The sequence below is a fragment of the Prolixibacter sp. SD074 genome (genome assembly GCF_009617895.1).
Lineage (GTDB): Bacteria > Bacteroidota > Bacteroidia > Bacteroidales > Prolixibacteraceae > Prolixibacter.
The window spans coordinates 1,546,454-1,559,493 of sequence record NZ_BLAW01000001.1; the positions used below are offsets into that span (position 1 = coordinate 1,546,454).

The 13,040-nt window shown below is 45.1% G+C and carries 9 protein-coding genes; 3 read left to right on the plus strand and 6 right to left on the minus strand.

Features of this window, described 5'->3' with window-relative positions:
• Positions 1 to 307 precede the first annotated feature (307 nt).
• Positions 308 to 1,105 (minus strand): undecaprenyl-diphosphate phosphatase, encoded by a 798-nt coding sequence (locus GJU82_RS06825; RefSeq protein ID WP_153631461.1) that lies wholly within the window; start codon positions 1,103 to 1,105, stop codon positions 308 to 310.
• A 366-nt stretch (positions 1,106 to 1,471) separates the two neighbouring features.
• Between GJU82_RS06825 and GJU82_RS06830 the strand changes: the two genes are divergently transcribed.
• The 3 genes from GJU82_RS06830 (at position 1,472) to GJU82_RS06840 (ending at position 4,535) form a co-directional block, all read left to right on the plus strand.
• Positions 1,472 to 3,358 carry a beta-N-acetylhexosaminidase gene (locus GJU82_RS06830; protein WP_153631462.1) on the plus strand — a complete coding sequence of 629 codons (1,887 nt, stop codon included), beginning with the start codon at positions 1,472 to 1,474 and terminating at the stop codon, positions 3,356 to 3,358.
• A gap of 205 nt (positions 3,359 to 3,563) precedes the next feature.
• Positions 3,564 to 3,770, plus strand: coding sequence for a 4-oxalocrotonate tautomerase DmpI (dmpI, locus tag GJU82_RS06835; RefSeq protein ID WP_153633336.1), 207 nt, complete (start codon positions 3,564 to 3,566; stop codon positions 3,768 to 3,770).
• Between the two features lie 9 nt (positions 3,771 to 3,779).
• Complete coding sequence (locus GJU82_RS06840) at positions 3,780 to 4,535, plus strand: SDR family NAD(P)-dependent oxidoreductase (RefSeq protein ID WP_228488605.1); 756 nt, start codon at positions 3,780 to 3,782, stop codon at positions 4,533 to 4,535.
• A gap of 285 nt (positions 4,536 to 4,820) precedes the next feature.
• Here GJU82_RS06840 and GJU82_RS06845 read toward each other — a convergent pair whose 3' ends face one another.
• The 5 genes from GJU82_RS06845 to GJU82_RS06865 form a co-directional block, all read right to left on the minus strand.
• Positions 4,821 to 6,623, minus strand: coding sequence for a hypothetical protein (locus GJU82_RS06845; RefSeq protein ID WP_153631463.1), 1,803 nt, complete (start codon positions 6,621 to 6,623; stop codon positions 4,821 to 4,823).
• Between the two features lie 470 nt (positions 6,624 to 7,093).
• A complete protein-coding gene (locus GJU82_RS06850) occupies positions 7,094 to 8,605 on the minus strand; it encodes an acyl-CoA dehydrogenase family protein (RefSeq protein ID WP_153631464.1) in 1,512 nt (503 codons plus the stop codon).
• Positions 8,606 to 8,764: 159 nt separating this feature from the next.
• Positions 8,765 to 9,064, minus strand: coding sequence for a hypothetical protein (locus GJU82_RS06855; protein WP_153631465.1), 300 nt, complete (start codon positions 9,062 to 9,064; stop codon positions 8,765 to 8,767).
• A gap of 49 nt (positions 9,065 to 9,113) precedes the next feature.
• A complete protein-coding gene (locus GJU82_RS06860; protein WP_153631466.1) occupies positions 9,114 to 9,806 on the minus strand; it encodes an HAD family phosphatase in 693 nt (230 codons plus the stop codon).
• 159 nt (positions 9,807 to 9,965) lie between these two features.
• Positions 9,966 to 12,902, minus strand: coding sequence for a pitrilysin family protein (locus GJU82_RS06865; RefSeq protein WP_228488606.1), 2,937 nt, complete (start codon positions 12,900 to 12,902; stop codon positions 9,966 to 9,968).
• Positions 12,903 to 13,040 lie beyond the last annotated feature (138 nt).

The window sequence follows — 13,040 nt, forward strand, 5'->3', positions numbered from 1 at the left end:
ATTTTGGCCCCGGCCAAATGGTCGATTTTCAACCAAAATATTGATTAAAAACAATGCAAATTTACTAATAATTCGGCAGTTAGCCATAAAAAGACTATTCAATGAAGCTGAAAATCGCTGTACGGGTATCGTTGCGAGTGGGTTACCGGATTTGAAATTTTTTCAAAAATCGGGGAGGTTTCCGGCCAATTCAGGTTAGAATACAATAAAAATCAGAGCAGCGAAAATAATATAAAATACCCCGAATCTTTCATCAAAAATCAGAAGGAAACGGGGGTAAATATTATAGTTGAAAAAGTGGATCATTTTACCAAAGGAACATCCAGGCCAGAATAACAATTCCAAGCACAATACGGTAATAACCGAAACTTTGGAAAGTATGTTTCCGAATGAAGTTCATCAGGAAGGCAATAACCAGTAACGCCACAATGAAAGAAACAACAAATCCGGTTCCCAGCACAATCAAATCGTGACTATTGAGCGAAGCTTGATGTTTCAGCAACGAATAACCGGAGGCTGCAATCATGGTCGGAATGGCCAGGAAAAATGAAAACTCGGCTGCCGTTTTCCGATCGGCCCCCAGCAACATGGCTCCAATGATGGTAGCCGCCGACCGGGATGTTCCGGGGATCATAGCCATACACTGAATTAAACCGATAAGCAGGACAGTTTTGTAGTCCATGGTAGCCACATCGTGAAAGCGGGATGGCCGGTCTTTCCGGTCGATGAGAATCAAAACCAGGCCACCAATCACCAACATGGTCGAAACCACCACCGGATTGAACAATTTTTCTTCCAGGAATGAACCAAAAATGGCGCCCAATATCAAAGCAGGCGCCACTCCGACAGCCGCCCGGGACCAAATATCAAAAATGCGTTTGTTTTCAGCAATGTTCAGGCTTTTGGGAATAATCTCCTTCCGGAAATAGTAAATTACAGAAAGAATAGCGCCCAATTGAATCACCACATCAAACATGTTGGTGAAACTCTCTTCGAATGTTATAAACTGATTGGCAATAATAAGGTGCCCGGTAGACGAAATCGGCAGAAACTCGGTAATACCTTCAATAATACCGAGGATAATGGATTTAATAATATCTGTCATGGAAACGCGATTTGTTCATTAGTGATTATTTCCGGTTAACCGGAAGATACAGCTTACAAAATGGAAGACCATCGAAGCGCCGCCTAAAATACAAAACTGAATGAAAAGTTGACTCATCACCAATGAAATTTAGGAAAGAATTAAGACGGGCAATTATTAATCGGTTCCGGTTGAAGCAACGAATGGATCTATAACTTTGTAGCCAGCTCGAACAAATACTTTTTTTACACTTTGTTGTGATGACAAGAACCTTTCTAAAACCTGCCTGATCATTGAGAACATTTTCTATATTTATCGGCAACGTTGTCAATTTTCAACTACGCAGGCCTAATCTTCAACTGATTATTAATCCATTAAATAAAAACGATGAGAAACTTGCTTTTCCTGTTGCTTGTCTGCACAATTGCGACTGTTAACGGACAAACCAACAGTCTGAACCTGATTCCTGAACCGGTCAATGTGGAACCGGCTGATGGGTTTTATTCCATCACACCCGCATCTTCTGTTGCATACAACATGCCTGATGCAGAACATGTTGCGAATATGTTCACGGCAAAAATCAATACGCCGACGGGTTTTAACCTGAAAGCGAAGAAGGGAACTGAGGGAACCATTCAATTCAACCTGAACACCAAAACCGGCAAAACCCTGGGAGACGAAGGTTACACGCTGGATGTAAATCCCAAAGGAATTGTTGTCGCCGCCAACAAACCAGCCGGCCTGTTCTATGGAATGCAAACGTTGCTCCAACTGTTCCCAAAAGAAATTGAGAGCAAAGTAAAAACCGCCGGGGATTGGAACGTCCCTTCAGTATCTATTACTGATTACCCACGTTTTACCTGGCGCGGCCTGATGCTCGACGTGAGTCGTAATTTCTTCACCAAAGAGCAGGTAGAAGAATACATCGACCAGATGGCCCGGTTCAAATACAATACTTTCCACTGGCACCTGACCGACGATAACGGTTGGCGCATCGAAATCAAATCGCTGCCCAAACTCACCGGGTTAGGCGCATGGCGGGTAAAACGCTATGGACACTTTGGCGATCGCGAAGCTCCAAAACCCGGCGAGAAAGCAACCGTTGGCGGTTATTATACACAGGATGACATCCGGGAAATTATTCAGTATGCCAAAGAGCGTTATGTTACCATCATTCCGGAAATCGATGTTCCCGGACACAGCATGGCCGCCATTGCATCTTATCCCGAGCTTTGCTGCACACAGGATACCAGTGTTAAAGTAAATCCGGGTTCAAGTTTTGCGAAATGGAATGACGACGGTACTTTCCAGATGTTTGTTGACAATACCCTGGATCCGTCAAACGAAAAAGTGTACGAGTTTCTCGATAAAGTATTCACGGAAGTGGCAGCACTCTTTCCCAACCAGTACATTCATGTTGGTGGAGATGAGTGTTACAAAGGCTATTGGGAAAAAGATCCGGGTTGCCAGGCGCTCATGAAAAAGCTCGACATCACCCATGTAGAAAAGCTTCAAGGTTACTTCATGAACCGGGTTGAAAAAATACTTGAGTCGAAAGGAAAGCGTTTGTTGGGCTGGGACGAAATTCTCGAAGGCGGCATCACCCCCAATGCCACCGTGATGAGCTGGCGCGGAATGAAAGGCGGAATTGAAGCGGCGAAAATGAAACACGAAGTAGTCATGACCCCGACCACTTATGCCTATCTCGACTATTGCCAGGGAGAGCCGACGGTTGAGCCGCCTATTTATGCCAATCTGCGCGTATCGAAAACCTATAGTTTTGAGCCGGTACCCGATGGCGTCGATCCCAAATACATTCTCGGAGGCCAGGGTAATTTATGGACCGAGCAAACCCCAACGTTCAGATATGTAGATTATATGACTTATCCGCGCGCCTGGGCCCTATCCGAGGTGTTCTGGTCGCCCAAATCAGCCAAAAACTGGAATAACTTTGCCACCCGGATGGAGAACCAGTTTTCACGTGCCGACATCGGGAAAATCAATTATTCCAAGGCCGTTTACGATGCAGAAGTTACCACAAAAAAGGAAAATGGTAAGTTAATGTTGGTCATGAATACCGAAATCCCTGACCTGGCGATTTACTACACCATCGACGACACCATGCCCGACAATTTCTGTCCCAGATACACCGGCCTGGTTGAATTGCCGGATGGGCCAATTACTTTACGGGTGATTACCTACCGGGATGGAAAACCCATTGGCCACCTCATCACGCTGAAGCGGAAGCAACTGGAAGCACGTGCAGGGCAATAACTAACAATTTTAAGCGGAATTGGGAGGGCGTTCTCAGGTTAAATATGCCAATGATGCAAACTTTAAAAATATGTTCTTAAACTGGGCCCATTCGTTTTAAGAATATTTCAGAATACTTTGTCGTGGAAAAACTTAATTTTGCAGCTATGTATAAGATTTGAGGGGACGAAATGGACTGAATTATTAATCTGAAAAATTGAAAATTATGCCAGTAATCACGATGGAAGGGCCTTTCCTTCCGAATGAAAAAAAAGAAGCCCTGGCCAAAGGCTTTACAAAGTTAGCCAGTGAAATAACCGATATCCCAAGAGAAGCTTTCGTGGTTTTTATTAAAGAGAATCCCTATGAAAATATGGCACAGGGGGATTTAATGATTTCTGAAAAACTGAAACTTGAAAAAGAGAAACATTAAAAAGAGGGGATGAAAATGTTGTTAAAGGGAAAAGTTGCAATTGTAACCGGAGCAAGCCGGGGTATTGGGGCCGCAACGGCTGTTAAACTTGCAGAACACGGCGCTGCAGTGGCCGTAAATTACAATCAAAGTAAAGAAAAAGCTGCTGAAGTGGTAGCTGCTATCCAAAAGAATCATGGACGTGCCATAGCTGTAAAGGCCAATGTTTTTGACCGTGAAGAGTCAGATAAAATGGTTCGGGAAGTTGAACGTGAGTTTGGGAAAATCGACATTGTGGTGTTGAATGCCGGGGGTAATTTTAAGAACGCGCCTTTTATGGAACAAGCCTGGGAAGATTTTGAAAAAAAGATTTTACATGAAGTGAAAGCGAGTTTCTGGACTTTGAAGGCTGTGCTCCCGTCCATGATAGAACGGAAATCAGGCTCGGTTATTATTATTTCCAGTGGTTTGTCAAGAAGGCCCAATACAGGATTTTCGGCACATTCAACAGCCAAATCAGCGTTGGATGCATTTGCAAAATCGCTGGCGTTTGAAATGGGGCCTATGCAAATCCGCGTCAACGTGGTGGCTCCCGGCCTTGTACTTACTGATGCTACCAGCTCCATGCCGGAAGAAAGGGAAAAGATGGTTGCCGGTATGACTCCATTAAGAAGAATCGGGTTACCTGAAGATATCGCGGGAGCCGTGCTGTTTTATGCTTCCGATGAATCCAAATTCATCACCGGGAATTATCTGCCTGTGAATGGCGGACAGATGATGTTGTAGGTTATTTCCCCGGCAAAAATTCCAGCGGATACTGCAACCAGCTGCTGCAGGATTTTTCACTGTGGTTTTCTCCGGGAAAGAATTTGGTGATCCAGTCATTAGATTACTGCTTTGCGAGTTTAATACATATTTATGGCGGATGATCCTGCGCACATACCACCTGGATGGTTCACGTTCCAGTACTTCTGTAACATCCGGGGGCAGTTCGGTGCTGTTTTCACGACCAATATTTTCCGGGGAGAGATGGACTTCTTCCCTGGGAAGACTTTCCGGCAGGGATGTTTTTCACTTCAAACTTTCAATTTCTCCAACCAGACGTTGCAGTGTATTTTTACTGTTGTCCAGCCCGGCTAAAATGCCTGCTTTGCCGTCGTTGAATTTCTCTTTCGCAGAACCGCCAAACAGCCCCCGGTAATAGGTAATTCCTTTATCGATATTATCCGCAAAAGAAGATAAGTATTTCACCTGCTTTACCGTCACCAATTTTTTGGCCTCATTCACCTTATCCTTCAAAAAATCGAGGTAAATATTCAGTTCCTTAACAAACATATTAGGCCGGTCAGCCCGCCCCATTACGTTACCACGACCATAGATGTGATCGGTAATTTCCTTCAGGCTAACGACCTTGTCAAAATAGGCCATATCCGGTCCGGGACAAACGGATACCCCTTCTCCTTCTTCAATGGTATCGAGATGATGGGCTTTCAACGCTGAGGTTCCCAGTCCAACGCAAATGCACGACTTGTCAATGATCTGGTTCACTTTTTCCTGGTAAGCTTCCGGGGACATGCCCTCTTTTTTCAGCTCTTTCATCTTCAGTAGCTGGTATTGCCGCGATGCCGGACAAATTCCCTTTTCGGTGAATTCATTATTCAACGCCACATATTTCTTCGGACAGGGACTTCCCGGCTTGCCACCTTCGGCCCAGAGCATTTTCTCCACATCCTTGGTGTTACCGCGCAGGTTATTAAAAGGCACGCCCAATGGCGAGATATTACTCAGGTACAAATCTTTTTCTTTGGCCTCCGCCAGTTTGTTCATGGTTTCGTCATCCACACTGGTTGCTTCAGGAACCAAGAGGAAGGGTGAACCCCATCCTACTGAATCAATCTGGTAATGATTGATGAGGAATTCGTGCTCTTCAGCGGTACCGACACCACCCTGCGCCGTTATTTTCAGCGGAAGTTCTTTCTCCGGAACCACACGGTTTTTTGCAACAAGGGCTTGTACCATGATTTCGTGCACGCCCTGGATCAAATCTTTCCGGTTGTCCCGGAATTCGGCCAGGATGGGGCCCATCAGGTTACCTTCGGTGGCAAAAGCATGACCGCCGCAGTTCAACCCCGATTCAACCCGGTATTCCGAAACCCACAATCCTTTTTTCGCCAGAAATTTGCCCTGGATAAATGCCGAGCGGTAATCACTTACCTTCAGCACAATTTTCTTTTGGATGTAACCATTCTCATCAGGGAAGAAGTCGTCGAAATGTTCCAGGTAACCATACAAACGTGGGTTCATACCCGCCGAAAGCACAATGCTCGAATGCAAATCGCTTTGGGCAAATCCGCGCAACGCGGCATGTGCATCGTTATATTCTACCGGCAGTTTTTCCTTTTTCAGGTAATTGTCTTTATCAATCTTGGTCATGATGTTCACATCGATGCTTCCCAGCGAAAGGTTCTCCCGGAGCCAGCTACCGACTTCATCCCAATTGATGTACTTAGCCGTCCGTTTTTTGAACTCTTGCTTGATGGTCGAGCTGTCGGGCAACAAGTTGAAGTATTCCCTTATCTCCTCTCTCCTTTCCAACGCCGCACTTTTCAACTCTTCGAGCTTGCGTTCGGCCACACTGTTCACCAGGTTGAGATAGGAAGTAATCCGCTTGGCGCGGAAATCTTCAATCTTTTCCGTGATTTCCTGGTAAGGCATTTCAAACTTCTCGCAATACATTTTGCGCAGTTTTTCAAGCAACATATCATCTACCAGCGAAATGACAGAATCGATGCCTAAATGTGCAACTTTTAAAGGTGTATCAATGGTATATCCAATTCCCATAACGGGAATATGAAACGAATGGGTGTTTGCCATAATGTAATTTGTTAATCGGTAAACGTTGGAATGTACGGGTAGAGTGGCTTATGGGTATTCTTTTTAACCTTTGGAGACTTCCGGCAGGCGGAAAATTATCTGTCCTTCCTCTTCAAATCCTTCGTGCCGCCACTGCCTGTCAGGCAACGCTCAGCTTTTTATTTATTCATGCTATTGTCATTCAATTAGCGCAAGATAGCTGAAATTTAGCTGCATCAACGATCTACCCTCTTATATAGACTTATTCTGTATTGCGTTTACAGGTTTCATGTTCTGTTTTGGGGTTTAGCCTAATCGTCCTCTTTATTATTCATTGTTCATTTCTCATTGATTTACAGGTTTCAGGTTGCACTTCGCTGTTACTGTGGTTACTGTTGTTAAAGAAGTTTTAAGTGTTAAACAAAAAAAAGGATGGATTCATCCGGCTGCCGGAAGATATCCACCCTTTCTCATATTTTTGATTGAAACGCTTAACTGAACTTCAGCCACGAGCTATTCTCATGATATTCGACTACCGGAGCCGTTTGTGTCTGAAACTTGTATGAGCTCACCAACATGGCAATATCGTGCCGGATGGTTTCGATGCTTTCCTGAATCAAATCGCTGCGGAAACCTTTCGAACCAAGCGTAACCACGTGATTGGCAGCAATCACCTTGCTGATAATTTTGCCCAAATCGACCACTTTGCGCTGTGGCAAATCAAAATTGACCTTAAAGTTGACCAGCGACTTGAAATAATCAGCAGCGCGATCGGTCAGGTTGTACGACTGGAAGAAATCCAACAGGCTCGTCACTTTTTGCTTGCGCATCATCTTCAACACACCTTCCGAAACCTGGGTGTACAGCATGTCGTTCGAACCTTCGAAAATCTGGAATGGACGCGAATCCATGATGCCCCGTGAGCCCACGCTCTCAGCTTTATAACCGTTGGCCCCCATCAATTGCGTCAGGGTTTGGGCTGCTTCCTGCATCAGGTCGGTGATGTATGCCTTCATACTGCCGGCTTCCACCGCATCGGGCGATAAATCATGCTCGATACCGCTGTGTTCCGCACTGCGCGAACACATGGCAGAACTAATGGTAAACGCACTTTGAATACGGGAAATCTGGTGCTTCACCTGGTCAAGCGACATTAGCGACTTGCCCCCGACAAAACGGGAAGTCACCTGCCTGATGGCATCATCCAGCATCCGGTTGATAAAGCCCATTCCCATGCCCGGAAACTGAAACCGGCTGCGGTGGAGCAAATCCATCATCAACTTAAGCCCTGTTGTTTCGGGCTGGAGTTTATTCTCTTCGGGTACTTTGATATCGATCTTATTTCTCCCGTAAGGAATCGGGTATAATCCAATGTTGTTGTAATACTCTTCTACTTCAATACGCTGCCCGGGCTGATGGGCGTCGCAAACAAAAAAATCAATGTCGCGTGCCAGACGGCCGTCCTTATTTTTGGAGCGTGAGGCCATCAGCCAGTAATCGGCCATACCCGTCAACCCCTGCCAGTGCTTGGTTCCCTGAATATGATAGTGTGACCCCTCTTTCACATTAAATGTATGCATGTTTAACGCATCGCTGCCATAGTCGGGCTCGGTAATCATCAGTCCCCCCATGTTCTGCTTGTTCATGAACCGTTTAAAGATGTCGCCTTTAACCAAATCCTGGGCATATTTCACCACCGGTTCCAGGAAAAGGGCCATGTTGATGCCGAATACCAACGACAATGGCAACGACTCGTACGACGCCGTTTCCAGAACGCCCAAACACTCCTTCACCTTTACGCCCCTGCCGCCATAGGCTTCAGGAATGGCTACCGATAACGGATTCCGGGACATGATGTCACGCAATACCAAGGCAGGAAAACCCCTTTGCTGAATGAATTTTTCAATGTTGTCCCGCTCATAAAAAACACTTTTCATTGTCTCCTTCAGCGAGTTGAGAAATGCGTTAAACGGAACCTGTCCTGTACTTTCAGAAATCGTCATTATTGTATCTTGTTTGATGTAAATGTCATGCTATTTAAATGTCTCTAAATTTACGTTTAATCATGCAGAATCCATAAATGAATATCCGATTACAACAGCGTTCAGACAGGCCATAATGTTCACAGATGGAGTAGAAAAACAATATAAATGTGATTATGATTAACCTAAACCTCTGCCAAATCCAATTTCCGATGAATGGCCCTGTATCCAGCTTTCCCGGTTTTCCTTGCGGAAAAGGTGTACCATCAGGAAATCGCCGGCTGCAGCCACCGTAAAGAAAAATGGACCACTTGACTTTACCATATCGACAATTCTTTTATTGATGCTTAAACCTAATCGGTGAAGCAATTTGAGGAGCTCCCCGTAGCGTACCTGTTCCGTGCGGACGCCCAGTGTTTGCAAGCGTTCAGCTTCTTCGGCATGAAGACGCTTAAAGTAAATCTGAATTTTGTTGTTCATCTCTTTTCTTCTACCCAGAAGAAAGTTTGAACATACGGACTGGATACATCTAATTACCCCCTATCAGGGTTGAAATATGTTCCGCGCTCATTTCATCGAAATTGCTGATCGTCAGAATGGCCCCGGCTTTCCTGAGTTCATCATCCGAATGGCTGGTGGTTACCCCAATCACTTTGATTCCCGCCCCGACAGCGGCTCTTATTCCTGCCAGGGAGTCTTCGAAAACGACACATTGCGAAGCGGGCATGCCCATTTGCTCCAAAGTAGCCAGATAGATTTCCGGATGTGGCTTTCCGTGGGTTACCCGGGCCCGGTCAATAATGAATTCAAAATACTCTCTTAACTGAAGCTTGTCCATTACCATATCGACATTCTTAGTCGGCGCCGACGTAGCTACAACGATTCTGTATCCGGCTGAACGTAATTGTTCCAGGAAATTACGCAATCCCTCAACGGGTTCCACCCCGTCCATCCGCTTTACCATGCTCCGGTATTCTGCATCGACAGCCTGATTGAAACTGTCTACCTCTTCCTGTGCCATCTCTCGTTTCATCAGGATCCGGATAGCCGAATCGCCGGTGGTACCAAAAATGAAATTGGTAAAATCTTCTTCGGTGATGGAAATACCTTCCCGCCCGAAAACCGTACGCCAGGCTTTTTTATGCAGCGGATTACTGTCTATGATCACACCGTCCATATCGAATATGAGCCCCATTGGAGCAAAGTTTTCCGGACTTTCCATCGTTTACGTTTTCTTTCTATTGACTAAAAGTAAGAATTTATCATCCTTTTATTTTCATGCGCAGCAAAAAAACAGGCCCGGAACACTACCGGGCCTCTCCGCAGTTCACCTGTTAAGACGGGCTTATGTATTTCGGGGGCAGCTCCGGCACAAGCCAAATCAATATCCAAAAATATCTTCGAGCGCCAGCTCTTCAACCGGACCGACTTTTTTCAAAGCATCCAAATCGGCGTCATCCCGGTTTCCAACCACCAGGTAAGTAAAGTGCTGGTTCTTCATATGGTCGTTAAAGAAATTCTGCACATCGGCAATGTCCGAATTCTCAACCTTGTTATAAACATCTTCCCGGATATCCTTATCGATACCCAAACGCTGGTTCCGTAACCAGGTCCAGAAGATGTTCGTTTTGTTGATGCGCTCCGTCTGGATATTCTTCATCACGCTTTCGCGGGCAATTCCAAACAGACGATTATCGGAAATCATGTTATCCAACAAACCGTTCATGGCACCAATCGCATCCATCATTTTATCGGCTTGTGTGTACACGGCGCCATTGATGTAGAAAGGTTCTTCTTTCTTCGATGGGGCACTGTATCCGGCCCATGCAGAATAAGCCAGAGCCCTCGATTCGCGGATTTCCTGGAATACGACTGAACTCATCGAGTTGCCGTAATATTCATTAAACAACTGCGAATTAACGTACGTTTCGGGCGAGAACGGTAAACTTTGGGACATCATCCGGATATCAACCTGCGATTTATCGTAATTCACAAAGAAGACCTTATTCTCATTTGTCGGTTGCATCGCAAATTCTTTTTCTGCCGGGATCGATTTCAACTCAGCCGGAATCTGATGCCCCTCCTTCACCATCTGAAAAACCTGCTCGGAGGACGTCGGGCCATAGTAGAATACGCGATGTGGGTAATGACTAAATTCATGTAATTTGGCTACCAAAACAGCCGGATCAACTTTATGGAGTCCTTCTTCCGAAATCACATTGGTGAAGGGATTCTCCTTTCCGTACTGTCCGTAATACTGAAGAGCACGTCGAATCTGGTACTGGTTCAGCTTGGCATCGGCACGTTCTTTCAGAATTCCTTCCACCATTTTATCATAGGCTTCCTGATCGGGTTGGGCATTGGCCAGCAAATGTTCCAGCAGTTCCATTCCCTTCTTCGCATTCTTATCCAAACCGGAAATGAACACATAGGAACGGTCGTTACCGGTATTCACATTCAAATCAACTCCCAGCTTATAGAATTCCTTTTTCAGGTCAGCAGCCGGATATTTATCGGTTCCCAGGTAAGGCAAATACTTGACCGCTAGTTCGAGCAACGGATCGTGGTTCCGGCCCATGTCGACTACATAATCCAACTGGAAGAGCTCATTGGTTTCGTTGGGAATATAATCCATCTTCACTCCTTCTGCCAGCGGCTTTTCATCGATAGCCTCCTCAAAGTTGACAAACCGGGGCTTCAGAGGCTCTACCTTCTGCGCCGTAAAATCGGTGAAGAATTTCGACTGATCCTGCCGGTTGATGGAAATAGGCGTAATTTCCGGTTTATCGACCTTCACCAGCCCTTTGGCTTCTCCTGTCCGTTTATACGCAAGAACATAGTTATCCTTGTAATGCTCGCGGGCAAAAGCCACCAATTCGTCTTTGGTAATTTTTTCCATTTCATCGTAAAACGCCAGTTCGTCTGCCCAGTTGGTTTTCTTGATAAAGGAATTCAGGTAATTGAAGACTCTCCATTTTCCTTCGTTCTGACGAATGGCATTTAAACGCAGGTTATTCACTGTTGCCTGAATCAGCCAATCGTCAAATTCGCCATTCTTCACTTTTTCGATCTCTGTCAATAACAAGTCACGAACCTCATCAAGCGACTGTCCCTGTCGTGGTGTTCCATACAAACGATGTTCGCCATATTCGTTGTGAAAGTTGCTATAGCTGCCTGCTTTCAGTACTTTCTGACTTTGATTCAAATCAAGGTCGATCAACCCGGCCGTCGAGTTGGTCAGGATGTAGTCAATCATGGTCACATATTTCCGGTCAGGCGAATGATAGCCACTGAAACGATAAGCCAGCATCACCCGCTCAGCATCCGGTCCATACACTTCCTTCACTACCGGCTTCTCAATCGGTTCCAGTTTAGCATGTTTTACTTCCGGAAGCGGTTTCGATTTATATTTACCGAAAGTGGCACCGACCATCTGGATGGTTTTATCGTAATCGAGATCTCCAGTCAGGATAACTGCCATATTGTTTGGAACGTACCAGGTATGATAGAAATTCATGATGTTAACCATCGACGGATTTTTCAAATCTTCCGGTCGGCCAATTACATCGGTACCCAGCGGATGCCCAGGATAAAGATCACTGATAATAGCGCGGTTCAGCCGGCGGCCATCGTTATCCTGAGACATGTTGAATTCTTCGTACACCGTTTCCAGTTCAGTATGGAACAAACGAAGAACCGGATCGCTAAAACGCTCATATTCCATGTTGATCCACTTATTCAGTTCATTGGATGGAATATCGTTCATGTAAACGGTAAACTCATATGATGTACCCGCATTGGTATACTTTGCCCCAATTGTGGAAACCATTTTGTCGTACTCGTTCGGAATCGCATATTTCGAAGCTTCCTGCGAGACCTCATCAATCTGTTTGTAGATGGCTTTTTTCACTTCCGGATCAGTTGCAACCTTGTGGGCTTCGAATAAGCCGGAGATGGAGTCGAGCAGTACCTTTTCTTTTCCCCAGTCATTGGTACCAAACTCATCGGTTCCCTTAAACATCATGTGCTCGAAATAGTGAGCCAGTCCCGTTGTTTCTTTCGGGTCATTCAATGAACCGGCCCGCACGCCGATAAAAGTAAAAATACGGGGTTCGTCTGTGTTCTGAGACAAATAGACCTTTAATCCATTATCCAATGTGTAGATTCGGGTTTTCAATGGATCATTGATCACTTCTTCGTACTTATAACCGTTGGAATCGGTCTTTTGAAGGGTTACATACTTCGATTTCTTCTCGGTGCAGGAGAAGAACAGACTAATGATCATCATCACCATCAGCACCCGGAAAAGCCTTTTCATAAGTAAGTTAATTTAAATATTGATTTAACATTTAGCTGCTTAATTAAATTGTATATCAAGTTACTAAAAAAACAATACAATTCAATTGGGCTTTCTTTAAGATGAGTAAAACGATCTGATAAGTTGCGTGATAACTTT